We start from the raw sequence: 24957 nt of genomic DNA, 5'->3' as shown, positions 1-24957 counted from the left end.
GAAAAAGTGTTGAATATTCAACAAATGAAGTATGTTGCTGCCATAGCTAACAATGGGAGTTTTCGGGAAGCAGCCAAAAAACTATTTATTACACAACCTAGCTTGTCAAATAGTATTCGAGAATTAGAAGAAGAACTAGGGATTTCCCTCTTTTTACGTACCAATAAGGGCGCTTTTTTAACAGAAGAAGGAATGGTTTTTTTAGAACAAGCAGAGAAAGTCTTAGTTCAAATGGAGTTATTGGAAAATCGCTATCGCGAGACAGTGACCAGCGAACGATTCTCCATCTCTTCGCAACATTACGATTTTTTAGGTGAGGTAATTGCCAAAGTTCTTAAAAAGTATGGGGATCAATATAAAGATTTTCGTGTCTTTGAAACCACAACCTTAAAAGTAATTGAAGACGTCAAAGGATTTCACAGTGAATTGGGGATTATTTATTTAAATGAACAAAATAGTGTCAGTATTGAACGGTATTTAGAACAAGCTAATCTAGCCTACGAGGTAATTAGTACCTTTAATACACACATTTTTTTAGGAAATCATCATCCTTTAGCCAAGCAAAAAGAAATTCATTTAGAGGAATTAGTTCCCTATCCACAAGTTCGCTTTAATCAAGAAGGAAGCAATTTTTCCTATTTTTCTGAAGATTTAGTTGAAATTCCTGAACAGGAATCGGTCATTCATACTACAGATCGTGGAACCTTGATGAATTTGTTGGTAGAAACCAATGCTTATGCTTCTGGTTCAGGAGTCGTAACGGGTTTTACGAAGAAAGAAATTCGGTTAGTGCCATTGGCGCCAGCTTTGGAAAATCGTATTTGTTTACTCTTTCCCAAAAATCGGGAAATCAGTCCAATTGGTCGCTACTTTATCAAAGAATTAAAAGCGTTGTTTAAAAAAGAGGTAGATACCAAAACATTTAGCACTAAGGAATAAAAAGAAGGGACTATCAGTGATTTGACTGATAGTCCCTTCTTTTTTGGCTCATTTTGAAACAGTAGAAATGGTTTCTCTTTCAATTAATGTGACAGGCACTTGAATGTCTTCTATGATTTGAAGGTCTTGTTGCATCGTTTGTAATAACACTTCACCAGCTAGTTTTCCCATTTCTTTAAAGTCTTGCGCCATGGTTGTTAATGGCGGTTCGACAAATGCTGCTGCTTGAATATCGTCAAAACCAATAATCGATAATTCTTCTGGCACATGAATACCTAGGTTTTTACAGTTTCGTAAACAATGTAACGCGCTGAAGTCATTATCGCAGACCACGGCTGTGAGTTGGTGTGCCTCAAAATACTGTTTAAAGTTGTGTTCATCTAAGAGATTGGTTTCCGTGATTGCTGTATGAAACGCCAGATTGGCTTCTTTTAAAGCTTGGAGATAACCTAAATAACGTTGCCGAACGGATTGTAGGGCTGGACTTCCTGAAAGGATATATCCAATTTTTGTATGTCCTAAGCCAATTAAGCGTTCGGTTGCTGTTTTACCACCAGCAAAGTTGTCTGATTGAATGGTTGCAAAAGGTAAATCATGGATCTTTTTATCCAAGACAACGACTGGAAAATTCATCAAAGCCAACTCAAATAATAAGTCGAGGTAGTCATTACTAGTAGCAGCATAATAGACAAGCCCGGCAAACTCATTCACAATGTCCGCAGCATTTTTCTCTCTCAAAAAATTAGGCGAGGTCATAAAGACTTCTAAACCAGCTGCTTGAATAGTAGGGGCCAAACCGCTATAGAAATTTCCTACTGATAAATCGTCTGCAAAAGGCAATAAAAAAAGAACTTTATTTAAAGAGGTATGAAGAGGATGCTTTGGTGCTTGAACAAAACTTCCTTTTCCTTGGTGACGTTGGATTACGCCTTGCGTTTCCAACTCAGTTAGCGCTCGTTTGGACGTAATTCTACTGACGTTAAACTGAGCCGATAATTCTTTTTCGGTAGGAACTTGCGCTCCAACAGGCAATCGCCCTGAATCAATTTCATTTTGTAAATAATCAATAATTTGTTGATATAATGGTTGCTTCATTCATTTCACCTCACAATAAGATATATCTTATTTATAGTTTACCATAAATTAATTGGTTTTAAAATGAAAAAAATGATTGAAATCACTAGACAAAATGAAATGTAAACGCTATAATTCAATTGTGAAATGATATATCAAATTTAAGAGGTGACGAGAATGGTTTATACAGAAGTTCCAAAATCCGTAGCAACATTTATGGAGACAATTACAGAAAAATGCGGTGAAGCACATCAAGATTGGGCAAAAAACTTTCAGGCGGCCTTTGCCAATACTTTACTAACAACAGTGAAACGTCAAGAAGATGGTACTACCTTTTTATTAACAGGCGATATTCCAGCAATGTGGTTGAGAGACTCAACAGCGCAAGTTCGTCCCTATTTAGTGATTGCGAAAGAAGACGAAGACCTTGCTCAAATGATTGCTGGGTTGGTTAAGCGCCAGTTTCGTTATATTTGCATTGATCCTTATGCCAATGCGTTTAATGAAACAGATAATCATGCAGGCCATCAAACTGATAAGACCGAAATGAATGGCTGGATTTGGGAACGGAAATATGAAATTGATTCATTATGTTACCCGGTCCAATTAGCCTATTTACTTTATAAAAATACTGGGATGACCGAACAATTTAATTCAGATTTTGTGGAAGGCGTCAAAAAAATTCTCAACGTTTTCACAACAGAACAAGATCACGCACAGTCACCTTATTTATTTGAACGAGATACGTGGCGTCAAGAAGATACGTTGGTTGAAGCAGGGAAAGGAACGCCAGTCGGCAAAACAGGGATGACATGGTCAGGCTTCCGTCCTAGTGATGATGCCTGCCAATATGGTTACTTAGTTCCTTCTAATATGTTTGCAGTCGTAATTTTAGGCTATATTCAAGAAATTTTCTCTGATGTTTTAGAAGATGCTACGATTGTGGCGATTGCTAAAAAATTACAAGAAGAGATTGAAGAAGGCATTCAAACATTTGGACGAACAAAAAATCAAAATAACGAAACGATTTATGCGTATGAAGTGGATGGCTTAGGCAATGCAAGCGTGATGGATGACAGTAATGTTCCCAATTTAGTAGCAGCCCCTTATCTGGGTTATTGTTCAACAGAGGATGAACAATATTTAACAACCCGTCAAACCTTATTAAGTAAAGAAAATCCTTACTTCTATGAAGGTAAATACGCGAAAGGGATTGGTAGCTCGCATACACCAGAAAATTACGTGTGGCCGATTGCTTTAGCAATGGAAGGAATGACAACCAAAGATAAAGCAGAAAAAGAACGGATTTTAGATTTATTAGTTGCCACAGATGCGGGGACTCATTTGATGCATGAAGGTTTTGACGTAGATAATCCTGAAAATTATACAAGAGAATGGTTTTCATGGGCTAATATGATGTTTTGTGAATTAGTTATGGATTATTTTGACATCCGAGTGGAAAAATAGGAGGAAAAGTGATGACAAAGAAAAAAGTCTATATTGTTTCCCATAGTCATTGGGATCGTGAATGGTATCTTCCTTATGAAGAACATCATATGCGCTTAATTGAATTAGTGGATAATGTATTAGATTTAATTGAAAATGATCCAGAGTTTAACAGTTTCCATTTAGATGGACAAACGATTATCTTAGACGACTATTTACAAGTTCGCCCAGAGAAAAAAGAAGCCGTAAAAAAAGCTGTCCAAGCAGGCAAACTAAAAATCGGACCATTTTATATTTTACAAGATGACTTTTTAATTAGCTCTGAATCCAATGTTCGAAACATGCTGATTGGGCATTTAGAAAGTCAAAAATGGGGAGCACCAGTTCAATTAGGTTACTTCCCGGATACATTTGGGAATATGGGTCAAACGCCTCAAATGATGCAATTAGCAAATCTGCCTGCGGCTGCCTTTGGACGCGGGGTGAAACCGATTGGCTTTGATAACCAAGTCTTAGAAAGCGACTATAGCTCACAATATTCTGAAATGTGGTGGGAAGGTCCTGATCAAACGAAAATTTTCGGCTTGCTTTTTGCTAACTGGTATAGTAATGGGAACGAAATTCCTTCAGAAAAAGAAGCAGCAATCGCTTTTTGGAAACAAAAATTGGCTGATGTGGAACGTTACGCTTCCACAGACCATTTATTGATGATGAATGGGGTCGACCACCAACCGGTACAAAGAGATATTACTAAGGCCATCGCTTTAGCCAATGAACTATTCCCAGAATATGAATTTATTCATTCCAATTTCGATGACTATTTGAAAGCTGTTCAAGAGGAGTTACCAGAAGATTTAGGAACAGTAACAGGTGAATTAACGAGTCAAGAAACGGATGGCTGGTACACATTAGCCAATACTTCTTCTGCTCGCGTCTATTTAAAACAGTGGAACACAAAAGTCCAACGCCAATTAGAAAATATCGCAGAACCTTTAGCAGCGATGGCTTACGAAGTAACTGGCGACTACCCACATGACCAATTTGATTATGCTTGGAAAACATTGCTTCAAAACCATCCGCACGATAGTATTTGTGGCTGTTCTGTCGACGAGGTTCACCGAGGCATGATGACTCGCTTTGAAAATGCCAATGATGTCGGGCATTTCTTAGCAGATGAAGCAACACGACAATTAACAGAAGCAATTGATACAAGTGTTTTCCCAGAAAAAGCGCACCCGTTTGTTTTATTTAATACTAGTGGCTATCAGAAAACGGAGGTTGTCACTGTGGAAGTGGAGATTGAACGATTGCCATTTTATACAGGAAAACCTGAAGATCTTTATCATGAATTAAAACAAAAAGCCACCCCAGATTATCAAGTGATTGATCCAACTGGAAAAGCCGTTGCAAGCCGTATTGTCAAAGAAGATGTTCGTTTTGGTTACGATTTACCTAAAGATGCTTTCCGTCAACCGTACATGGCCAAATACTTAACGGTCGAATTATCTGTCAAAGAAATGGCGCCATTCTCTTGGGATAGCTTTGCATTGATTCAAGGAGAAACGAAAGCTTTTGAAGGAAGTCTTTTGGCTCAACCAGCAATAAATGAAATGGAAAACGAATTTATTCAAGTGAAAATTGAAAACAATGGTAGCTTAACCATTGCTGACAAAAAAACAGGAGAAACATTTTCAAAATTGTTAACATTTGAAGATACTGGCGATATTGGGAATGAATATATCTTTTTCAAACCGACCGAAGACCAAGGAATTACAACTGAAAATGTAACGGCTGAAATTATGAATAAAGAAAATTCCCCTGTAAAAGCAAGTTATCAAATTAAACAAACCGTCATGTTACCAGTTTCAGCAGATGAACGATTAGAAGAAGAACAGAAGGCTGTTCGTGAGTTTAGAGAACGCCAAGCACAACGTTCAACGACGCTTCGCCCGTTCGAAATAACGACAGTGGTTACAATGATCAAAGAAAGTAACCAATTGTTCTTTGAAACAACCATTAATAATCAAATCAAAGATCATCGTTTACGCGTGCTTTTCCCAACTGGCATGGTCACAGAAACACACGAAGCGGATAGTATTTATGAAGTCGTGACACGACCAAATCAAGTAAGCGACACATGGGAAAATCCAACAAACCCGCAGCACCAACAAGCGTTTGTGAATGTTCATGACCAAAACAAAGGCGTGACTATCTTCAATGAAGGCTTAAATGAGTATGAAGTCTTAGCAGATGGAACCATTGCGGTCACATTAATTCGTTGTGTTGGCGAACTAGGTGATTGGGGCTATTTTGCGACACCAGAAGCACAATGCCAAGGAGAATATACCTTTAAATATGGTTTGTCATTGCATGGAAAACCAGAAGAACGCTTTGCTACGTATCAACAAGCCTATAGTGCACAAATTCCTTTTACTGCAGCTACTACTGCGCGTCATGAAGGTAAACTAGCACCGAACCATGTTTATTTGACAACGGCAGAAGGACCGATTGGTTGGACAGCCGTTAAACGTCAAGAGCAAACGAATCATTTAGTCGTTCGTGGCTTTAATCTAACAGCGCAAAATATTCCTTGTGAACTTCACAAAGAGACACAACCAGCGACTTGTTTAACAAATGTATTAGAAGAACCGTTGACACCAGCGATAGAAGTTGATGCACCATTACGTCCGTTTGAAATTCGGACATGGCGTTTCGAAAAATAAATAAATAGGAGAACTTTGTTGAAAAGGACAAAGTTCTCCTATTTTCTTCTCTGTCGTTTTTTTGAGATATTTATAATAAAAATCTAGCGAAACAATGAGAAAATCATTCATTTTACGGTCAATTTGTGCTACTATAACGTCAACTGAAGGAGTGAAGCTAAATGGATTTAACCAATCGTTTTAATCGTCAAGTAAATAAAATTGCTGTTTCTTTAATTCGTCAATTTGACGAACAAGTCTCAGGAATTGAAGGTATTTTAAAATTAACGCTAGGAGAGCCGGATTTTAACACACCTGAGCATGTCAAAAAAGCAGCCAAAGAAGCAATTGATGCGAATTTTTCTCATTATACAGGGATGTCTGGTTTATTAGATGTCCGTGAAGCAGCCGCTTATTTTATGAAAGAAAAGTACCATTTGACTTACCAGCCTGGGACAGAAATTTTAGTAACAGTTGGAGCAACAGAAGCGATTTCAGCTTCGTTATTAGCAATTTTAGAACAAGGTGACAAAGTGCTATTGCCAGCACCTATTTACCCAGGGTATGAACCAATTATTACATTGGCGGGGGCGGAACCGGTATATTTGGATACACGAGACAATGATTTTGTCTTGACCCCTGAAATGATTGAAGCGGCAATGGCCGAGCATGGGGAACAAGTCAAAGCAATTATTTTAAATTATCCTAGCAACCCAACTGGTGTCACCTATAACCGCCAAGAGTTGCAAGCAATTGCTGATGTTCTAAAAAAATACGACATTTTTGTGATTAGCGATGAAATTTATAGTGAGTTAACTTATGATGAGAGTCATGTTTCGATTGCTGAAATGTTACGTGACCAAACGATTTTAATTAACGGTTTGTCGAAATCACATGCCATGACAGGCTGGCGGATTGGCTTTATTTTTGCACCAGCGATTTTAACAGCGGAGATCATTAAAGTTCATCAGTATTTAGTTACTGCGGCTGCAACAGTGTCTCAAAAAGCGGCTGTTCGTGCCTTAATCGAAGGAATGCATGATGCTGAAATTATGAAAGAAGAGTATCGGAAACGGCGCGATTTTGTTTATGAACAGATGACTCAATTGGGGTTTGAGGTTGCACGTCCAAATGGCGCCTTTTATATTTTTGCTAAGATTCCTACTGGTTATGAACAAGATTCTATGAAATTTTGTATTGATTTAGCGCAAAAAGAAGCAGTAGCGTTGATTCCAGGTATTTCTTTTGGTCCAGAAGCAGAAGGATACGTCCGAATTAGTTATGCGTCCGATATGGATAAATTAACAACGGCCATGGAACGAATCGCACATTACATGGCGACACAACGCGTAACGCACTAGCCTTTATAGATTCTTTACACACCTTTACCTTTTATTTACATTTAATTGAAACAGAATTAACAGAGTCTTGGTAGACTAAACTTGTAACTAATTGAAAAGGAAGTGCAAAGATGAAAAAACGTGTAATTGCAGCAACTATGCTGAGTCTAGGGTTATTATTAACTGGGTGCGGAGCTCAAGGAGGCACAACTGAAAAATCCAGCGAAGCGGATAGTAACAAACCAGTTAAAATTGTCGCTGTTGGTTCCACCGCTTTACAACCGTTAGTAGATGCTGCGAAAGATCAATTTACACAAGAACATCCCAATTATACAGTTTCTGTCCAAGGTGGCGGCAGCGGAACAGGACTTTCGCAAGTTGCAGATGGCGCAGTGACCATTGGAAATTCCGATGTGTTTGCCGAAGAGAAAGATGGCGTGGATGCCTCTAAATTAGTTGATCATCGGGTGGCCGTGGTCGGTATGGGACCAGTGGTCAACAAAGAAGTCGGCGTGAAGAATTTAACGAAGCAACAATTGATTGATGTCTTTACTGGCAAAGTCAAAAACTGGAAAGAAGTGGGCGGCAAAGATCAAGAAATCGTCGTAATAAACCGCGCAAACGGAAGTGGCACCCGAGCAACATTTGAAAAATGGGGCTTAGATGGAGCTAAACCAGTTCAATCACAAGAACAAGATTCTTCGGGAACAGTTCGTAAAATTGTTGAACAAACACCAGGAGCAATCAGCTATTTAGCTTTTTCTTATATGGATGATTCCACCGTTGCCTTAAGCATTGATGGTGTTGAACCAAAAGAAGAACACGTGAAAGACAATTCATGGAAAATCTGGTCTTATGAACATATGTATACAAAAGGGGAGCCTAATAAAGAAGTAAAAGCCTTCTTAGACTATATGGTCACCGATGATGTTCAAAAAACAATTGTCAAAGACTTAGGTTATTTAGCCATCACAGATATGCAAGTAGAACGTGATGTAAATGGAAAAGTAACTGAAAAATAAACAAAAAAACTCAGCCAATAAACAGGATTGGCTGAGTTTTTTTAGGCTTCTTTTTTTGTTAAAGGCAAGGTGATTGTAAAAGTGGTCCCTAAGCCTAAGTGACTGTCAATGGCGATTTTACCGCCTAATAATTCTGTGTAATTTTGGACAATAGCTAGACCTAGACCGGTGCCACCAGAATGACGGCTACGTGCTTTATCGACACGATAGAACCGTTCAAAGATCCGTTCTTGGTCTTTTTGACTAATGCCAATGCCAGTATCTTGAACAGATAAACGTAATTGCTGATTTTCAATAGCATAAGAAATAGTAATCTGACCATTTTCTTGGGAATACTGAATGGCATTTTCAATTAGATTCTTCACGATTGGATAAAACAATTCGTATTTGGTGAAAAACTGGCTCTCTGGCAGACCATGAACGACTGTTTTCAGCTGTTTTGCTGCCAATTGTTGCTGATAAGAACCGAGAATTTCTGTAATAAATTTTTCTAAAGTAATTTCTTGTTCTGCATAAGGAATTGTTGCGCTGCCCCGAGAAAGTTCTAAAATTTCTTGAATTAATTGTTGCAGACGCTGGGCATCTTTTTGCATGATGTGCAAAAATTGATTAAGGACTTCCGGATCTTCTTTGGCACCGTCTATGAGTGTCTCGGTAAAGCCCAAAAGAGAAGTGACAGGCGTTTTTAATTCATGAGACACGTTTGATACAAAATCTTTTTGCATTTTTTCTAGTTGGCGAACGCGCGTTAAATCATAGGCAATTCCTAACACTTGATAATCATTGGCGCTTTGATCATCCAAGTAACGAAGAGAAAGATCTAATCGTAAAGGTGTTGGTCCTTGTGTCACAGTGATTTCTTGATGTAAACTGTTTTTTTCAGCGACGACTTGATGGATTAAATGAATCAAATCGGCGTCTTGAATCACTTCGAGATAATTGCTTTGCATATTTTTAGCAGAGAGTCCTAACATTTCCTGCATTTTAGGGTTCAACAGACGAAGCCGTCCTTGCGTATCAATGATAAAGACACCAATCATCAACTCATCTAAAAGTTCGTGAAATTGCTCATCCGCAGACGTATACGCTTTATACGTTTGACTTACTTGTTGACTCAGTAGGTTAATAGTTTCGTAAAGTTCATTCCATTCAGAAGATTGCTGGATAATGGATCGATTTTCATCTGGATGTTTAAGCATTCGTTTCAGAATCGGTAAGACAGTCACTAGCGGTTGATTTTTTTGCCGTAACAGTAAAAAGATAAACAAGGTAATTAGTAGGAACAAGATGCCAAATGTAAAGATAATATAGCGACGAAAAGATTGGATATTTTTAGAAAATAGCGCGGTTTGTTCCGAAATCCGAATAATGCCAACGATTTCTCCTGATTTTAAAACAGGCGTGGCAACGTACAGAAGTTCTTTATTTAACGTTTTACTCTTTCGTAAAGCTGAACCATAGGCAGCTCCTGATAGAACCGCAGCGATTTCAGGTCGTTTTTTGTGCGACTCTAGCGGTTCATTTTGGCTGCTGTCAAAAAAGACGGTACCATTTTTTTGCAACAAAGTTACCCGTTCTTCTGCATCATCTAACGCATGGGTGACAAGGAGTTGTTGTTGGTTTGTCAGTTGCCCTTTTTCGAAAACGGAAGGGGGCAACTGGTCTGTTAAAAGGGTATTTTTTCTTCTTAAATAGGTTTCTTGCTGAGCAACCATTTCTTTTTGAAAGAAAAAATTGGTCGCTGCAATACTTCCGACAAATAATAAAAGCATGACTGCCGCAACTAAAAAATATTCAATCCGCAGTCTCTTTTTCATCGTTTTGGCTCCTGAAAACGGTAGCCAAAGCCACGGACAGTTACTAAGTAAACGGGCCGTTTGGGATCGGGCTCGATTTTATCACGTAAATGACTAATGTGGACATCGACGATGCGACTTTGTCCAGCGAAGTCATATTGCCAAATTCGTTCCAACAAGGTTTCCCGATTAATGACCCGATCTTTGCGTTTCATGAAGTAAACGAGTAATTCAAATTCTTTCGGTGTTAGCTCAATGGGCTGATTGCGCACAAAGACTTCATAATTTTGTTCATCTACACGAATCTCGCCAATCACAAGCGGAGCTTTAGGTGTGTCCTCTTGAAGCGTTTCGGTCGTGGTAGGTTTTAAACGACGAAAAATAGCTTTCATGCGTGCTAGGACTTCTCTGGGACTAAAAGGTTTTGTTAAATAATCATCTGCCCCAATTTCTAAGCCGATGATTTTATCTACTTGTTCATCTTTGGCAGTTAAAATCAAAATAGGCGTGTCAATTTTTTCTCGACGAAGTGCTTTGGTAATTTCTAAGCCATCCATACCAGGAAGCATTACATCTAAAATTATAAAATCATATTGATTAGACAAAGCTAATTCGAAGCCGTTTTTACCATCTTCGGAAGTAGTCACCTGATAGCCTTCTTTTTCCAAATTAAAGGTTAACAAAGTTAAAATCGATGGTTCATCATCGACGACAAGAACTTTTTTCATTTACATAACTCCTTCAAGAAATTTCTGAAAATAAGTGTATATTTCACTATTGTTAGTTTAACATATTTTTAGAGGAAGAACGTACTTTAAAGTAAGCGAGAATGCTACTTTTGAGAAAAGTCAACTCATGGTATAATAGAGAAATGAAATGAGGAGAAGCGAATGATTGGTATTAGTAGTTGCTTAGGTGGGATTTGTTGCCGTTACGATGGAAAATCTCAAGAACAAGAAGCGTTAAAACAACTTGTAACTAATGGAAAAGCAATAATGATTTGTCCCGAAGTTTTAGGAGAGTTGCCTATTCCACGTCCGCCAGCAGAAATCATTGGCGGGGATGGCTTTGATGTTTGGGCGAATACTGCTTATGTATATACGGATAACGGGGAAGATGTGACTGAGGCATTTAAAGCAGGGGCACAACGCGCGTATCAAAAATTAAAAGCCCAACAAATTACAACCTTGATTTTGAAAGAAAAAAGTCCCAGCTGTGGCAGCCAGCTGATTTATGATGGACAATTTTCTGGCATTAAAAAAGCTGGAGTTGGAGTCGCAACTGCTTATTTTATTCAACAAGGAATGACCGTTTATTCTGAAGAAACATGGCAACTTGCGGACATTTCTTTTTAAAAGGTAAAAACTTAGTAAAAAAAGATTGACTATTCCCTATGAAATCGGTAACCTATAAGGGATTGAAGATGGGAGCACGGCTCATGGAAATGGAAAAAACAAACCGCATGAATGCGTTATTTGAATTTTATTCGACATTATTAACGGAAAAGCAGATGAATTATATGGAGCTTTACTATGCTGATGACTTTTCTTTAGGAGAAATTGCGGAAGAATATGAGGTTAGTCGCCAAGCGGTTTATGATAATATTAAACGAACCGAAAAAATTTTAGAAGAATACGAAAAAAAGTTACATCTTTATTCAAACTATGTTGTACGGAAAGAATATCTTGAACAACTACAGCAGTATGTTCAAGAAACTTATCCCAAAGATAGTGAAATCAAAAAATATATTGAACAAATTCAAGAAATAGAGGAATGAAACTATGGCTTTTGAGAGTTTAACAAACCGCCTACAACAGGCAATGAGTAAAATCCGTCGTAAGGGAAAAGTTTCCGAAGCCGACGTAAAAGAAATGATGCGAGAAATCCGTTTGGCTTTATTAGAAGCCGACGTTAATTTACAAGTGGTCAAAGATTTCACAAAACGCGTCAGAGAACGGGCAGTAGGAGTCGAAGTATTAGAAAGCTTATCACCAGCCCAACAAATTGTAAAAATTGTTGATGAAGAATTAACGAAAACGTTAGGTTCAGAAACGGTTGAACTGAATAAATCTCCAAAAATCCCGACAGTGATTATGATGACAGGGTTACAAGGGGCTGGTAAAACAACTTTTACTGGTAAATTAGCCAAACACTTAATGAAAACTGAAAACGCTCGTCCGCTTTTAATCGCTGGTGACGTTTATCGTCCAGCAGCGATTGATCAGTTGAAGGTTTTAGGTCAACAATTAGAAGTTCCCGTTTTTGATATGGGAACCGATGCTAATCCAGTGGAAATTGTTCGTCAAGGGTTAGCGTTAGCAAAAGAAAAGAAAAATGATTATGTCTTAATTGATACGGCCGGCCGTTTACACATTGATGAAGCTTTAATGGACGAATTGAAACAAATTAAAGAGTTGGCTAATCCCAATGAAATTCTGTTAGTTGTTGATGCGATGACGGGGCAAGATGCTGTCAACGTTGCAGATAGTTTTAATGAACAGCTTGGAATTACTGGGGTTGTTATTACCAAAATGGACGGCGATACTCGTGGGGGGGCTGCGCTGTCAATTCGGGCAGTAACGGGCGCTCCGATTAAATTTGTCGGTTCTGGTGAAAAATTAACCGATTTAGAAATTTTCCATCCCGATCGTATGTCGAGTCGTATCCTAGGTATGGGGGACATGTTGACGCTAATTGAAAAAGCGCAACAAGATTACGATGAGAAAAAAGCAGAAGAACTTGCTCAAAAAATGAAAGAAAACAGTTTTGACTTTAACGATTTTATTGAGCAATTGGATCAAGTTATGGGCATGGGACCGATTGAAGACTTATTAAAAATGATTCCTGGAATGAGTAACATGCCTGGTATTGAAAATGTCAAAGTCGATCCAAAAGATGTGGCACGGAAACGGGCGATGGTCTTATCAATGACCCCTGCAGAACGTGAAAATCCTGATCTATTAAATCCTAGTCGCCGCCGCAGAATTGCAGCTGGTTCAGGAAATAGTGTGGTTGAAGTCAATCGTATGATTAAACAATTTAAAGAATCCAAAAAAATGATGCAACAAATGTCCAAAGGGGATATGAACATTCCTGGTATGGATCAAATGTTAGGTGGCGGCGTTAAAGGCAAGCTAGGTAAAATGGCCATGAATCGTATGATGAAGAAAAACAAAAAGAAGAAAAAGAAAAAAAGATAAACAGGCTTTAGTTAATTATTGGAAGAAACAGAAAGTGCGCTATCAGTCGAAGAGACTGATGGCGCACTTTCTGTTTAAGCGTAGTTTTGGATAATTGCGTTTAACGCTTCGGCAAAACCAGCGCCGTGTTGTTCATAATATGACGTAAATCGTTCATCACCAACATACATAAGCCCTAACCCTTTATGTGCTTCTGGCGAATAGCTTGACCAAGAGTACATTAACCAATCTTTGTGTAATTGGAAAATTTCTTGCGCAAGTTGGCTAGTCAATTTGGGTGATTTTTGATACATGGCTAACTTAGAAAATAAATCTTTTTCCACGTTCTGCATTGCTTGCATGTCTTTTTCCGTCAAGTTTAAATATTTTTTGTTGGCTTGTTCAATCGTTTCGTTGCCATATTTTTCCCGAATCTCTTTACCATATTTTTCTTCGTTTTCTTGAACTTTTTGTTGTTTGAATGCTTCGAATTTTTGCTGATCTGACATGTTTATCTCTCCTTTGTAATGGTGTAAGGTTTGTTGAACAGAGGCTAAAAGACGATCAATTTCATTGCGCTTTTCCAATAGTTTTTGTTGATGCTCGTATAAAGCCTGTTCAACATTAAAGTCAGGTTGCTCCAAAATTTCTTTAATTTCATCTAGTTTCAGATCCAATTCACGGTAAAAAAGAATTTGTTGCAAACGATTCACCTCGGCTTGCCCGTAAATTCGATAACCAGAAGAATTAATTCTGGCTGGTTGAAGAAGACCAATTTCATCATAATATCGTAACGTCCGTGCACTGACGCCAGATAGTGAAGCCATTTTTTTAATTGTATATTCCATCATTCATTCCTCCTGACAAAATCTATCATAAACCTTTACGTAACGAGAGGGTCAAGCAAAAAAATAAAAAAAGTGAGACAACCTGTAAAAAGTTGCCTCACTTTTTCTCGATTGATTCAATTAGGCAGTTAAGCGATTAAAGAAATCCACGTAAGCATCTACAATTGATTGTAAGAAGCCAACAGTGCCATCAATAATTTTACCATCTTCACCAATTAAGTTCGTAATACCGCCAATATAGGCTTCAGGTTGTTGTAAAGTTGGAACATTTAAGAAGACTAATGATTGTCTTAAATGATGGTTTGCACCAAATCCGCTAATTGCACCTGGGGAAACACTCACCACAAGTCCTGGTTTTTTATCCCAAACGCTTTCGCCATACGGACGTGAACCGACATCCAATGCATTTTTTAAAACAGCTGGTACTGAACGGTTATATTCTGGTGTTACAAACATCACACCATCTACTTGTTTGACTTCTTCACGGAATGTTGTCCAAGCTTCGGTGGGGGTTCCTTCATCATCCAAATCTTGATTGTATAATTCTAAATCACCAATGTTAATAAAAACAGGTTCGAAATCAGCTGGAAATAAGTCCGCCATTGTTTTTGCTACCAATTTGTTAAATGAATCTTTTCTTAAACTCCCTACAAAAATACCAATTTTTTTTGTCATGTAAATCCCTCCATTTTTCTTTTACTTACTTTATGATAGTACTTTTTCAAAAAAAGCGCAAACGTTTTATCCTTGTACATTGTTGAACTTCGTAACTTCACGTATAATAGCTAGTAAAAGGATGAGTAAAGGAGCAACTGCTTGAATAAAAAAATAAATTGGCGCCGACAGTTAACACAGTTGGAGAAACAAACATTGACTGAATTAAAAAACAAGGAAATGATTAAACAAGGAACTTTTTATAAATTGGAACAAACATTTCCTGAGGAATCAGCTTATACTTATTATGGTTTATACAGGAAGGAACAAACCATACAAGCGTATATCGTAGGGTATTGTTTTGATGGGGAAACCTTGGAAGCGACGATTGTTGCGCCAAATGTAGGGCCATTTTTTGAAGAACTTGTTCAAGAACTCGAAAAGCAAGCAGCTTTGTGGGGAATGAAAGAAGTCTTTCTCGTGATGGACGACAAGCAATCTGTTGGCCTGAATTATTTTAATAGACAAGGAATTGTGCCAGCTTTTTCAGAACAGTATCTGGTTTTTCAAAGAGAAACTTACTCACAGGATTTGGCGAAGCTGACACTTCTCCGACCACAAGTGGCTGATTTGCATTCCTTGGCTAGGTTACTAGAAGGTACGCCTTTGCCGGAGGACCTTCAACGAACACTTATTTATAAAGAAAACAATCAACTTTTAGCCACGCTACGTTTGGATCATTTTGAAAACGAATGGGGGATTTATGGCTTTGTTGTGACAAAAACGCAACGAGGTCGCGGTCTTGGCCGTCAAGTGTTACAGTCTGCGCTCCGAATGATTTTAGAAAAGTCAGCCTCAGCGACTATTTTTTTAGAAGTTGAAACAGAAAATCAAGCAGCGCTTCATCTCTATCAAACAGAAGGCTTTCAAGTGAGAAACCAGTACAACTATTATCAAATTTTGTAAAAATTCTTCATTATTTCGTTTGTTTTCCTGCAAATTGGCTAAAAAAATTGAAAAAAAGTAAAGGTGTCAAGAAAAAACTCTTTACAGGTTGTTGTTAATCTGTTAAACTAACTCTTGTGATTAAGTTAATGGAGGTGTATTTAATAATGGCAGTTAAAATTCGTTTAAAACGTATGGGTTCTAAAAAGAGTCCTTTTTACCGTATTGTAGTAGCTGATTCTCGTTCTCCTCGTGATGGACGTTTCATCGAAACTGTAGGTACTTACAACCCTTTGAAAGACCCTGCAGAAGTAGTTTTAAAAGAAGATTTAGTTTTAGATTGGTTATCTAAAGGTGCGCAACCTTCTGATACAGTTCGTAACATCCTTTCAAAAGAAGGCGTTATGAAAAAACATCATGAAGCTAAAAACGTTAAGAAATAAGGTGATTGAATATGGCAGATGTGAAAGAGTTAATTTTAACTATTGTCCGTCCGTTAGTCAGTCAACCTGAAGCAGTCTCATTAGAAATTGAGGAATCAACTGATTTCCTCGAGTATAATTTGACTGTGGCCAAAGAAGATATTGGACGTATCATTGGTAAACAAGGGCGTGTTGCAAAAGCAATTCGGACAATTGTTTATAGTGTACGTATCGATGGTCCGAAAAAGGTCCGCTTAAATATTCTTGATGGTAAATAAGCATTAACAAGGAGGTAGCCTAGCTATCTTCTTTTTTTATACATAACCAAAAAGTTTTCATTGCTAGAGACAGGCCTTTCTTGCTAAAATAGATGTATCCAGAATAAAGGAGCGATTTGTATGGCAAAACGAATTATCATTATGAACTTTGATATTGAAAGTAAATCGTACCAAGCATTTTCCGAAATAAAAAAGATGCAGGCAGAAAGACAGCTTAAAGGTGAGCAAATGGCGGTTGTTACGCATGTTAATGATGGCCAGCATCAATTTAAAATCAATGATTTTATCGATTTTACAGGCAACAATCATACATCAAAAGATAGCATGATTGGGATGCTAGTAGGCATATTAGGTGGTCCTCTGGGCATTCTTTTTGGCTGGTTTGCTGGAAGTATGTATGGTGCAAGCAAAGACGCCAAAGAAATTCAAGAAGCACAAACGGTTTTTGAACATGTGATTCAAAAGATTGATGAAGGACAAACGGGATTATTATTAATTGCAGAAGAAGAAGACAACCGTCCGCTCAACCAATTGGTTATGTTTGACTTAGGTGGCGAAATCACGCGGCTTGATTTAGAGGAAGTCCAACAAGAAATTAACGATGCGAACGAAGTTGCAAATGAAGCGAAACAATCGTGGCAAGCAAAAAAAGAACAACACAAAGAAGCAACATCGAAAGAAGAATAAGGAGCAAAGACTGTTTTCTGAATAAAGGAAAACAGTCTTTTAAAATACTAAGAAATCACGGTTTTTTATGGTAGTTTGCTAATTTTTTGTTATTTTATCGTAAAATACGGTAAACTAAGAAGAAAACTTTGAGAAAATAGATAAATTATTATTTGCTAAAGGAGCAAACTTCTTCTAAAATAAAAAGGAAGTTTAAAAGAAAGTATGGTAGCAGATGGAAATACAATTTTTAGGAACAGGCGCTGGTGTACCAGCAAAACATCGCAATGTCACAGGAATTGCGTTGAAATTATTAGATGAACGAAATGCAGTTTGGCTCTTTGATTGTGGTGAAGGGACGCAATTGCAAATTTTAAAAAGTAGTATTCGCCCAAGAAAAATTGAAAAGATTTTTATTACACATTTACATGGGGATCATATTTTTGGTTTACCTGGTTTGTTAAGTAGTCGTTCTTTTCAGGGCGGGACAGAACCTTTAGAAATCTATGGACCAGTTGGGGTTGCTGACTTTGTCAAGACTTCTTTACGGGTCTCGCAATCGCGGTTGTCCTATCCACTGAAATTTATTGAATTAACGAAAGAAAATGACGTTATTTTTAAAGATAAACAATTCACTGTTCGCTGTAATATCTTGGACCATGGCATCACGAGCTTTGGCTATCGAATTGAGGAAGCAGCGCATGAAGGAGAATTACAAGTAGAGAAACTTCAAGCTTTAGGGATTCCTTCTGGGCCGTTGTATGGCAAACTCAAACGTGGTGAAACGATTGTTTTTGATGGACAGGAAATTAATGGACAAGCGTTTGTGGGAGAGCGTAAACCTGGACGAATCGTGACGATTTTAGGAGACACTCGCAAAACTAAAAATAGCGTAACCTTAGCACGACGAGCGGATGTTTTAGTCCATGAAAGTACGTTTAATAAACACGAAGCAAAAATGGCAAAAGCCTACTTCCACTCAACCAGTCAACAAGCAGCTGAAGTTGCAAAAGAAGCGCAAGTAAAACAACTTATCTTAACGCATATTAGTGCCCGTTATTTAACCAAAGAGGCCTATCAGCTTCAAGAAGAAGCCCAAGAAATTTTCCCCAATACAAAAATCGTAAAAGATATGGATATCATTGAGATTCCATTTGCCAATGAAGGAGGAGCTTAGATGGATTTAACAAATAAAGTCGTTGTCGTAACTGGAGGTTCAGCTGGTTTAGGTGAACAAATTTGTTATGAAGCAGCTAAACAAGGGGCGGTCGTCGTTGTCTGCGCCCGCAGAATTAATTTGATTGGTAAAGTTCGCGAGCAGTGTGCTGTTTTAAGCGGACGAGAAGCATTTTCTTATCAATTAGATATTGCCGATCCAGAAAGTGTTGAACGTGTGGTTGAAGCTATTTCAGCAGAAGTTGGTTCTATAGATGTTTTAGTCAACAATGCTGGTTTTGGCTTGTTTGAAAATTTTGTTGAAATTGACTTGGCTGTTGCACGCCAAATGTTTGATGTCAACGTTTTAGGAATGATGACGTTTACTCAAAAAGTAGCTATTAAAATGATTGAAGCTGGGCAAGGACATATTATCAACGTTGCTTCAATGGCTGGGAAGATGGCTACAGCTAAATCAACCGTTTATTCTGCAACGAAATTTGCTGTGTTAGGTTTTTCAAATGCTTTACGTTTAGAATTGAAACCGTTGGGTATAGCAGTAACGACTGTTAATCCAGGACCAATCCAAACAGAATTCTTTGATAAGGCGGACCCGACAGGCACTTATCTAGCTGCGGTGGATAAAATTGTTTTAGACCCTACGAAATTAGCGAGAGAAGTGGTTGGGAGTATGGGGACTTCTCGACGTGAGATTAATCGTCCGTTTGTCATGGAAGCGGCTGCCCGCTTTTATACATTGTTTCCACATTTAGGAGATTTCATAGCGGGAAATATTTTAAATAAAAAATAGAGGAGTCGATCAAGTCATGAAAAATCAATGGCGTGTTATTTTGGGCCTTGTGTTGGTCTTAATTGTTGTTATTTTTGCTGTTTTAAATAATCAAGCTGTTCCAGTAAACTTTGGTTTTACTAAAATTAGTGGACCGTTAATCTTAATTATTTTAGGTTCTGCAATTATTGGCGCACTAGTTGGATTACTAACCTCCACAACCACCATTTGGAACCAACGTAAGGAATTAAAAGCTGTACAAAAAGAGTTGGATATTTATAAAAATGATATGGATAAATTAGTCAAAGAAGAAACGGAAAAAGTTCAACGTTCTTTTGATAATCAATTGGCTGATTTGCAAGCCAAACAAGCGGCAGCACCACAAGTCGCAGAACCAGTGGTCAACGAACAAACATCAAACACAGAAGTAGACGCAACGCCTGTGTCAGGTAGTCGTATTGATCGTTATGTGAAACCTCGTGTGAATGAAGAGGAACAAAAATAAGGAAGAGACTTTATCACTAAGTTTCTTTTAAAATAAAACTGTGATATCTGCTATTTATCTAACAGATATCACAGTTTTTTTCTCAGATTTAAAAAAATGCTTTCTTTAGTTTTTGGAAAAATTTTGCTATAATTACTTGGTTAGGAGTGACGTCGTGAAAAAATCAAACTATCAATGGCAGTTACAGACAAAGACAGAATTACCTGTAGAATTTATAGAACAATTAAAAAAAGAACAAATTAATCCATTAATTGGCCAACTTTTATGGCACCGCAATATCCGGACAGAAGAAGCATTACGTAAGTTTCTACATCCGACTATCGAAGATATTTATGATCCGTTCTTAATGCATGATATGGAGAAAGCGGTAGCCCGCATCCAGCAAGCCGTCGAAGCGGGTGAACAAATCCTTGTCTATGGGGATTATGATGCAGATGGCATCACTAGTACCACGGTTATGAAAGAAGCAATCGAATTAGTCGGTGGCATGGTTCAGTACTTTCTACCGAATCGTTTTGTTCATGGATATGGGCCTAATAAAGACGTATTTGCTGAACAAATTGAACAAGGAGTCCAATTAATTGTAACCGTTGATAATGGTGTAGCCGGACATGAAGCAATTAACTACGCTATGGCTCAAGGGGTAGATGTAATCGTTACTGACCATCATGAATTGCCTGAACAATTACCAGAAGCCTATGCGATTGTCCACCCTAGACATCCGCAAGGAGACTATCCTTTTGGAGATTTAGCTGGTGTTGGTGTGGCTTTCAAAGTCGCTACTGCGTTACTTGGTGAATTGCCAATTGAGTTATTAGATTTGGTAGCAATTGGGACAATTGCTGACTTGGTTTCATTAACCGATGAAAATAGAACGTTTGTCAAAATGGGCCTTCAAATGATTCAAACTGGTGATCGAATTGGTTTAGACGTTTTACTACAAGAAGCGGGTGTGAAAAAGGAAGCTGTTTCAGAAGAATCAATTGGCTTTACCATCGGACCTCGTTTAAACGCGTTAGGTCGATTAGGGGAAGCCGCACCAGGTGTTGAATTAATGACTACATTTGATGAAGAGCAAGCGCTGGAAATCGCTAAATATATTGATCAACAAAACAATGAACGAAAAGACATTGTAACGACGATTGCCAAAGAAGCGCTGGATTTAATCGACCCGAATGCGCCGGTCCATATTTTAGCGAAACAAGGCTGGCATGAAGGCGTCTTAGGGATTGTCGCGGGCCGCATTATGCAAGAAACGGGGAAACCAACCATTATTTTAGCAATAGATGAATCTGGTACGACCGCTAAAGGCTCTGGACGTAGCATTAGCGCATTGAATCTCTATGAGGCGTTGAACGAAGTGCGTGAGCAATTCACTCATTTTGGTGGGCATCATATGGCAGCGGGAATGACTTTACCTGTTGAAAATATTCCTTTTGTTCAAGAACATCTGGTACACTTTATTGAAAAAAATCAAATTGATATGGCTAATGGACAAGAGTTACTCATTAGTGAGAGCTTAGCGGTTTCGCAGGCAACGACTGCTTTTATTGATCAATTGCGTATTTTGGCGCCTTTTGGGACTGATAATACTGTGCCAACTTTCGTATTTAAGGAAATCACGCCTACGCAAATTCGGCAAATTGGTGCAGATAATGCACATCTGAAATTTCAAATGAATCAAGAAGGGGCACAATTGGATGCAATTGCTTTTCAAATGGGGCCTCAAGCGGATGAACTAGCACAAGGAACCGCCGATGTGGCAGGCCAACTTTCCATCAATGAATGGAATGGTCGTAAGAAACCACAATTAATGGTGACTGATTTTGCTGTATCGGGAAGACAATTATTTGATTTTCGTGGCAAAAATAATCAAACGAAACCAATTCCTTCAGAAGCAACAGCTTATCTTTTGTTTGATGAAAAAAATCAAAAATTCATTTCAGATCCAACCGCTAATATTATTGTTTGGTCAAACCAAGAAGAATTGGTGGAAGCTGTTTCTCAAAATCAAATCGAACAACTGGTTTTTGTCGACTGTCCTGTGGAAGCAATCACGGTTAAAGAAATTGTTGAAGCAACTGAGATACAACGTATATACATGATGTTTATTTCACCAGAAGAAGCTTATTTAAACGGTATGGCTTCACGTGAACAATTTGCAACATTGTATAAATTTATTTTACAGCAAAAAGAAGTAAATCTACGTTCCCAGCTATCGAAGGTGGCAAATTACTTAAATATCCAAGAAAAATTATTAATTTTCATGATACAGGTGTTTTTTGACTTAGGATTTGTTACAATAGAAAGCGGTGTTTTAAACAGTATTGAGAAACCCGACAATCGACCATTGACTGAAAGTCAAGTGTACCAACAACGATTGAAAAAAATAAAAACAGAAGAATTTCTACTTTACAGTGATTGTCAAACAATACAACAATGGCTGTGGAATGAGGAGGACAAATAAAAATGGATTTAAGAGATTACATTGCAAGCATTCCAGATTATCCTGAGAAAGGGATCGTGTTCCGTGACATTTCTCCATTAATGGCTAATGGGGATGCCTATCGTGAAGCAACGAAACAAATCGTGGATTACGCGAAAGAAAAAAGAATTGATATGGTTGTAGGACCGGAAGCTCGTGGCTTTATTGTCGGCTGTCCAGTGGCTTATGAACTAGGGGTTGGCTTTGCTCCGGTTCGTAAAAAAGGAAAACTTCCTCGTGAAACCATCGAAGTGACTTATGACTTAGAATATGGTTCAGATACATTAACGTTGCACAAAGATGCCATCACACCAGGTCAACGTGTTTTGATTTGTGATGACTTGTTAGCAACTGGTGGTACAATTAAAGCAACCATCGAATTAGTCGAACAATTAGGTGGTATTGTGGTTGGTTGTGCGTTCCTAATTGAATTAATGGATTTACATGGCCGTGATAAAATTGATGGCTACGATATTGTTACCTTAATGGAATACTAATCTAATTTAATTAGAAAGAGCGAAGGATTTAATCCTTCGCTCTTTCTTTGACATATTTATAAAAACGGAGCATAGCTTGGGGGGACACACCGTTTTATTATTTATTAAGGGAACTTACGATAAACGTATCTTGCTTGCTGTTGTTTACGTGTACGTGTATAACGCTTCTCATCCCATGACATAAACCAAAGAATAAATAACGGCGTCACGATCATAAAAGCAAGACGTAATCCTAATGTTCCCAAAAAAATACCTATAACCAATACAAAAAATAAAAATCCAACACGACGAATTGCTTCCATGTGTATCACCTCTTCATTTGATTCGAACGAGTGTTCGTATTGTTATTATACGAATGTATGTTCGTTTTGTAAAGTCTTTTCTACTAATTTATGTTAAAATAATTCGAAAAGAAGAATAATCCTTTATAATAAAGAGATTTAGGGCAATAAAAGAACACGATGCTTTGAGCATCGTGTTCTTATTGTGCTGTGATTACGTATAAAAGAGAACAGAAAAATACATGAGGATCGCTGCAAGCATGACGAACAAATGCCAAACCACATGCATAAACCGCACATTTTTCAATGAATAGAAGGCTGCACCTAATGTGTAAGACACACCCCCTGCGACCAATAACGCTGTTCCTGTAAACCCAAGAGATTCATATAACGGACGAGCAGCGATGATACAGAGCCAACCTAAAACAATATAAATAATCGTTGAAATGTTTTTCACTGTTTCTTGTTTATGCAACGTGAGGGATTTATAGACAATACCGACGATGGCGATTAACCAAACTAAACTGAATAAAGTCCAACCTAACCAGCCGCCAATACTAATTAAGCAAAATGGCGTATAGCTACCAGCAATCAATAAGAAAATAGAACTATGATCGAAGACCTGAAAGACCTTTTTGGCTCTTGTAAAAATTAAACTATGAAATAACGTTGAAGATAAAAAAAGTAGAATCAACATGGAGCCATAAATAGCATAAGATACCACGTGAATCGGTGAGCCTAAACGAGCTCCTTTAACAAGTAAAATGACTAAGCCAGCAATACTTAAACCTGCGCCTATGCCATGTGTAACTGCATTCAAGACTTCGTTCACGATTAGGTATTTTTTTGAGAAATGCGTTTTTTCCAATAAATTCACTTCCTTTATTTTAATTTGATGAAAAATTCGGCAGTGTCTGTTATACTATAACTAGATAATTAACCGTTTAATGGTATTCTACCATGAAAACAGGTTCCTTTTAAAGAAAGAGTGATAAATTTATGACAAACGTTAAAATCGTAACGGATTCTTCATGTACGATGGAAAAAAGTCTTAGAGATGAATTAAATATCCATATGATGCCTTTATCAATTATGGTTGATGGCGTTGTTTATCCAGATGATGATCATTTGCCAGGCGAAAAATTTATGGACATGATGGCTAATGCGAAGGCCTTACCCAAAACGAGTCAACCACCAATTGGTGAATTTGTAGAATTATATGATCGCTTAGGTGAAGATGGCAGTGAAGTAATTTCGATTCACATGACAAAAGGCTTAAGTGGAACGGTTGAAGCGGCCCGTCAAGCTAGCAACTTATCATCAAGTAAAGTAACGGTGATTGATAGCGATTTTACAGACCAAGGTTTGTCTTTCCAAGTCATTCAAGCAGCAAAATTGGCACAAGCGGGAGCGGGTGTTCCAGAAATTTTAGCTGAAATTGAACGCGTCAAACAAAATACTAAATTATACATTGGCATTTCAACATTGGATAATTTGGTTAAAGGTGGACGAATCAGCCGTACAACAGGATTATTATCAAACATTTTTAATATGAAAGTTGTCATGGACTTTGAAAATACGGAATTGATTCCTGTAGCGAAAGGCCGCGGCGTTAAAACGTTTAATAAATGGTTTGACGAATTGAAATCAGAATTAAGTAAGATTCCAAATGTTCGACAAATTGGCATTTCTCATGCGGATGGGCTAGAACTAGCAAATGGATTCAAAGAAGGATTACAAGCAATCTTTAAAGACATGGATATTCCCGTATTACATACGAATCCAGTCATTGCAACACATACAGGAAAAAATGCCTTTGCTATTATGTACTATACAGACTAAGAAATAACGAGGTTGGGTCTCACTCTTAAATGAGTAGACGCAACCTCTTTCTAACAAGAAAAGGAAAATTTCTTGTTGGTTTATTTAAAAG

At 37.9% G+C, this 24957-nt stretch carries 25 protein-coding genes; 18 read left to right on the top strand and 7 right to left on the bottom strand.

Annotated elements, in window-relative coordinates:
- The first annotated feature begins 9 nt into the window (after nt 1-9).
- Nucleotides 10-939: a LysR family transcriptional regulator gene (locus tag IGL13_RS06985; protein ID WP_002361904.1), complete on the top strand. Its 930-nt coding sequence runs from the start codon at nt 10-12 to the stop codon at nt 937-939.
- Between the two features lie 48 nt (nt 940-987).
- Here IGL13_RS06985 and IGL13_RS06980 read toward each other — a convergent pair whose 3' ends face one another.
- Nucleotides 988-2034 (bottom strand): GntR family transcriptional regulator, encoded by a 1047-nt coding sequence (locus tag IGL13_RS06980; protein ID WP_002374726.1) that lies wholly within the window; start codon nt 2032-2034, stop codon nt 988-990.
- A 156-nt stretch (nt 2035-2190) separates the two neighbouring features.
- Here IGL13_RS06980 and IGL13_RS06975 point away from each other — a divergent pair, with 156 nt between their 5' ends.
- The 4 genes from IGL13_RS06975 (at nt 2191) to IGL13_RS06960 (ending at nt 8523) form a co-directional block, all read left to right on the top strand.
- The gene (locus IGL13_RS06975) at nt 2191-3480 is read left to right on the top strand and encodes a glycoside hydrolase family 125 protein (RefSeq protein ID WP_002357422.1); all 1290 of its coding nucleotides are present in this window, start codon (nt 2191-2193) and stop codon (nt 3478-3480) included.
- Nucleotides 3481-3491: 11 nt separating this feature from the next.
- Nucleotides 3492-6182: an alpha-mannosidase gene (locus tag IGL13_RS06970; protein WP_002401370.1), complete on the top strand. Its 2691-nt coding sequence runs from the start codon at nt 3492-3494 to the stop codon at nt 6180-6182.
- 161 nt (nt 6183-6343) lie between these two features.
- A complete protein-coding gene (locus IGL13_RS06965; protein ID WP_002378373.1) occupies nt 6344-7522 on the top strand; it encodes a pyridoxal phosphate-dependent aminotransferase in 1179 nt (392 codons plus the stop codon).
- A 110-nt stretch (nt 7523-7632) separates the two neighbouring features.
- Complete coding sequence (locus IGL13_RS06960) at nt 7633-8523, top strand: phosphate ABC transporter substrate-binding protein PstS family protein (RefSeq protein WP_002357425.1); 891 nt, start codon at nt 7633-7635, stop codon at nt 8521-8523.
- 41 nt (nt 8524-8564) lie between these two features.
- Here IGL13_RS06960 and pnpS read toward each other — a convergent pair whose 3' ends face one another.
- Together pnpS and IGL13_RS06950 are read right to left on the bottom strand one after the other, a co-directional pair.
- A complete protein-coding gene (pnpS, locus tag IGL13_RS06955; RefSeq protein WP_002378371.1) occupies nt 8565-10340 on the bottom strand; it encodes a two-component system histidine kinase PnpS in 1776 nt (591 codons plus the stop codon).
- Complete coding sequence (locus tag IGL13_RS06950) at nt 10337-11047, bottom strand: response regulator transcription factor (RefSeq protein WP_002357427.1); 711 nt, start codon at nt 11045-11047, stop codon at nt 10337-10339. The genes pnpS and IGL13_RS06950 overlap by 4 nt, the downstream gene beginning before the upstream one ends.
- Nucleotides 11048-11209: 162 nt before the next feature.
- Here IGL13_RS06950 and IGL13_RS06945 point away from each other — a divergent pair, with 162 nt between their 5' ends.
- From IGL13_RS06945 to ffh, 3 genes are all read left to right on the top strand, one after another.
- Nucleotides 11210-11674 carry a DUF523 domain-containing protein gene (locus IGL13_RS06945; protein ID WP_002364031.1) on the top strand — a complete coding sequence of 155 codons (465 nt, stop codon included), beginning with the start codon at nt 11210-11212 and terminating at the stop codon, nt 11672-11674.
- Between the two features lie 83 nt (nt 11675-11757).
- Complete coding sequence (locus IGL13_RS06940) at nt 11758-12096, top strand: putative DNA-binding protein (protein WP_002357429.1); 339 nt, start codon at nt 11758-11760, stop codon at nt 12094-12096.
- Between the two features lie 4 nt (nt 12097-12100).
- The gene (ffh, locus tag IGL13_RS06935; protein WP_002360194.1) at nt 12101-13519 is read left to right on the top strand and encodes a signal recognition particle protein; all 1419 of its coding nucleotides are present in this window, start codon (nt 12101-12103) and stop codon (nt 13517-13519) included.
- Between the two features lie 74 nt (nt 13520-13593).
- Here ffh and IGL13_RS06930 read toward each other — a convergent pair whose 3' ends face one another.
- Together IGL13_RS06930 and IGL13_RS06925 are read right to left on the bottom strand one after the other, a co-directional pair.
- Nucleotides 13594-14349, bottom strand: a complete 756-nt coding sequence (locus IGL13_RS06930) for a MerR family transcriptional regulator (protein WP_002357431.1) — start codon at nt 14347-14349, stop codon at nt 13594-13596.
- Nucleotides 14350-14466: 117 nt separating this feature from the next.
- Nucleotides 14467-15021 carry an NADPH-dependent FMN reductase gene (locus IGL13_RS06925; protein ID WP_002357432.1) on the bottom strand — a complete coding sequence of 185 codons (555 nt, stop codon included), beginning with the start codon at nt 15019-15021 and terminating at the stop codon, nt 14467-14469.
- A 141-nt stretch (nt 15022-15162) separates the two neighbouring features.
- On the opposite strand from IGL13_RS06925, the gene IGL13_RS06920 reads away from it, so the two are divergent.
- The 9 genes from IGL13_RS06920 to IGL13_RS06880 all read left to right on the top strand — a co-directional run bounded on the left by IGL13_RS06920 (nt 15163) and on the right by IGL13_RS06880 (nt 22743).
- Entirely contained in the window at nt 15163-15966 is an 804-nt protein-coding gene (locus tag IGL13_RS06920) for a GNAT family N-acetyltransferase (protein ID WP_002378368.1), read from the top strand.
- Between the two features lie 146 nt (nt 15967-16112).
- Entirely contained in the window at nt 16113-16388 is a 276-nt protein-coding gene (gene rpsP, locus IGL13_RS06915) for a 30S ribosomal protein S16 (RefSeq protein WP_002357434.1), read from the top strand.
- An 11-nt stretch (nt 16389-16399) separates the two neighbouring features.
- Nucleotides 16400-16645 carry a KH domain-containing protein gene (locus IGL13_RS06910; protein WP_002357435.1) on the top strand — a complete coding sequence of 82 codons (246 nt, stop codon included), beginning with the start codon at nt 16400-16402 and terminating at the stop codon, nt 16643-16645.
- A gap of 120 nt (nt 16646-16765) precedes the next feature.
- Nucleotides 16766-17332, top strand: a complete 567-nt coding sequence (locus IGL13_RS06905; protein ID WP_002357436.1) for a hypothetical protein — start codon at nt 16766-16768, stop codon at nt 17330-17332.
- A gap of 214 nt (nt 17333-17546) precedes the next feature.
- The gene (gene rnz, locus IGL13_RS06900; protein WP_002361891.1) at nt 17547-18488 is read left to right on the top strand and encodes a ribonuclease Z; all 942 of its coding nucleotides are present in this window, start codon (nt 17547-17549) and stop codon (nt 18486-18488) included.
- Nucleotides 18489-19277, top strand: a complete 789-nt coding sequence (locus IGL13_RS06895; protein ID WP_002361890.1) for an SDR family NAD(P)-dependent oxidoreductase — start codon at nt 18489-18491, stop codon at nt 19275-19277.
- Nucleotides 19278-19293: 16 nt separating this feature from the next.
- Complete coding sequence (locus IGL13_RS06890) at nt 19294-19761, top strand: LapA family protein (protein WP_002357439.1); 468 nt, start codon at nt 19294-19296, stop codon at nt 19759-19761.
- Between the two features lie 154 nt (nt 19762-19915).
- Nucleotides 19916-22228 (top strand): single-stranded-DNA-specific exonuclease RecJ, encoded by a 2313-nt coding sequence (gene recJ, locus IGL13_RS06885; RefSeq protein ID WP_002401367.1) that lies wholly within the window; start codon nt 19916-19918, stop codon nt 22226-22228.
- A gap of 2 nt (nt 22229-22230) precedes the next feature.
- A complete protein-coding gene (locus IGL13_RS06880; RefSeq protein ID WP_002357441.1) occupies nt 22231-22743 on the top strand; it encodes an adenine phosphoribosyltransferase in 513 nt (170 codons plus the stop codon).
- 104 nt (nt 22744-22847) lie between these two features.
- Here IGL13_RS06880 and IGL13_RS06875 read toward each other — a convergent pair whose 3' ends face one another.
- Entirely contained in the window at nt 22848-23045 is a 198-nt protein-coding gene (locus tag IGL13_RS06875; protein ID WP_002360203.1) for a hypothetical protein, read from the bottom strand.
- Nucleotides 23046-23238: 193 nt separating this feature from the next.
- The gene (gene trhA / locus IGL13_RS06870) at nt 23239-23892 is read right to left on the bottom strand and encodes a PAQR family membrane homeostasis protein TrhA (RefSeq protein WP_002357443.1); all 654 of its coding nucleotides are present in this window, start codon (nt 23890-23892) and stop codon (nt 23239-23241) included.
- A 131-nt stretch (nt 23893-24023) separates the two neighbouring features.
- Between trhA and IGL13_RS06865 the strand changes: the two genes are divergently transcribed.
- Nucleotides 24024-24866: a DegV family protein gene (locus IGL13_RS06865; protein ID WP_002357444.1), complete on the top strand. Its 843-nt coding sequence runs from the start codon at nt 24024-24026 to the stop codon at nt 24864-24866.
- The last annotated feature ends 91 nt before the right edge of the window (nt 24867-24957 follow it).

Origin of the sequence: Enterococcus sp. DIV1937 (assembly GCF_050535975.1) — a bacterium.
GTDB classification, from domain to species: domain Bacteria; phylum Bacillota; class Bacilli; order Lactobacillales; family Enterococcaceae; genus Enterococcus; species Enterococcus faecalis.
The sequence above is the reverse complement of the archived record's forward strand: the minus strand, read 5'-3'. Positions and strand labels throughout refer to the sequence as shown.

Excerpts from the sequence above, each read along its gene's own strand:
- IGL13_RS06980 (WP_002374726.1), bottom strand. The coding sequence starts at position 2,034 with ATGAAGCAACCATTATATCAACAAATTATTGATTATTTACAAAATGAA.
- IGL13_RS06975 (WP_002357422.1), top strand. The coding sequence starts at position 2,191 with ATGGTTTATACAGAAGTTCCAAAATCCGTAGCAACATTTATGGAGACA.
- IGL13_RS06970 (WP_002401370.1), top strand. The coding sequence starts at position 3,492 with ATGACAAAGAAAAAAGTCTATATTGTTTCCCATAGTCATTGGGATCGT.
- IGL13_RS06965 (WP_002378373.1), top strand. The coding sequence starts at position 6,344 with ATGGATTTAACCAATCGTTTTAATCGTCAAGTAAATAAAATTGCTGTT.
- IGL13_RS06960 (WP_002357425.1), top strand. The coding sequence starts at position 7,633 with ATGAAAAAACGTGTAATTGCAGCAACTATGCTGAGTCTAGGGTTATTA.
- pnpS (WP_002378371.1), bottom strand. The coding sequence starts at position 10,340 with ATGAAAAAGAGACTGCGGATTGAATATTTTTTAGTTGCGGCAGTCATG.
- IGL13_RS06950 (WP_002357427.1), bottom strand. The coding sequence starts at position 11,047 with ATGAAAAAAGTTCTTGTCGTCGATGATGAACCATCGATTTTAACTTTG.
- IGL13_RS06945 (WP_002364031.1), top strand. The coding sequence starts at position 11,210 with ATGATTGGTATTAGTAGTTGCTTAGGTGGGATTTGTTGCCGTTACGAT.
- IGL13_RS06940 (WP_002357429.1), top strand. The coding sequence starts at position 11,758 with ATGGAAATGGAAAAAACAAACCGCATGAATGCGTTATTTGAATTTTAT.
- ffh (WP_002360194.1), top strand. The coding sequence starts at position 12,101 with ATGGCTTTTGAGAGTTTAACAAACCGCCTACAACAGGCAATGAGTAAA.
- IGL13_RS06930 (WP_002357431.1), bottom strand. The coding sequence starts at position 14,349 with ATGATGGAATATACAATTAAAAAAATGGCTTCACTATCTGGCGTCAGT.
- IGL13_RS06925 (WP_002357432.1), bottom strand. The coding sequence starts at position 15,021 with ATGACAAAAAAAATTGGTATTTTTGTAGGGAGTTTAAGAAAAGATTCA.
- rpsP (WP_002357434.1), top strand. The coding sequence starts at position 16,113 with ATGGCAGTTAAAATTCGTTTAAAACGTATGGGTTCTAAAAAGAGTCCT.
- IGL13_RS06910 (WP_002357435.1), top strand. The coding sequence starts at position 16,400 with ATGGCAGATGTGAAAGAGTTAATTTTAACTATTGTCCGTCCGTTAGTC.
- IGL13_RS06905 (WP_002357436.1), top strand. The coding sequence starts at position 16,766 with ATGGCAAAACGAATTATCATTATGAACTTTGATATTGAAAGTAAATCG.
- rnz (WP_002361891.1), top strand. The coding sequence starts at position 17,547 with ATGGAAATACAATTTTTAGGAACAGGCGCTGGTGTACCAGCAAAACAT.
- IGL13_RS06895 (WP_002361890.1), top strand. The coding sequence starts at position 18,489 with ATGGATTTAACAAATAAAGTCGTTGTCGTAACTGGAGGTTCAGCTGGT.
- IGL13_RS06890 (WP_002357439.1), top strand. The coding sequence starts at position 19,294 with ATGAAAAATCAATGGCGTGTTATTTTGGGCCTTGTGTTGGTCTTAATT.
- IGL13_RS06880 (WP_002357441.1), top strand. The coding sequence starts at position 22,231 with ATGGATTTAAGAGATTACATTGCAAGCATTCCAGATTATCCTGAGAAA.
- IGL13_RS06875 (WP_002360203.1), bottom strand. The coding sequence starts at position 23,045 with ATGGAAGCAATTCGTCGTGTTGGATTTTTATTTTTTGTATTGGTTATA.
- IGL13_RS06865 (WP_002357444.1), top strand. The coding sequence starts at position 24,024 with ATGACAAACGTTAAAATCGTAACGGATTCTTCATGTACGATGGAAAAA.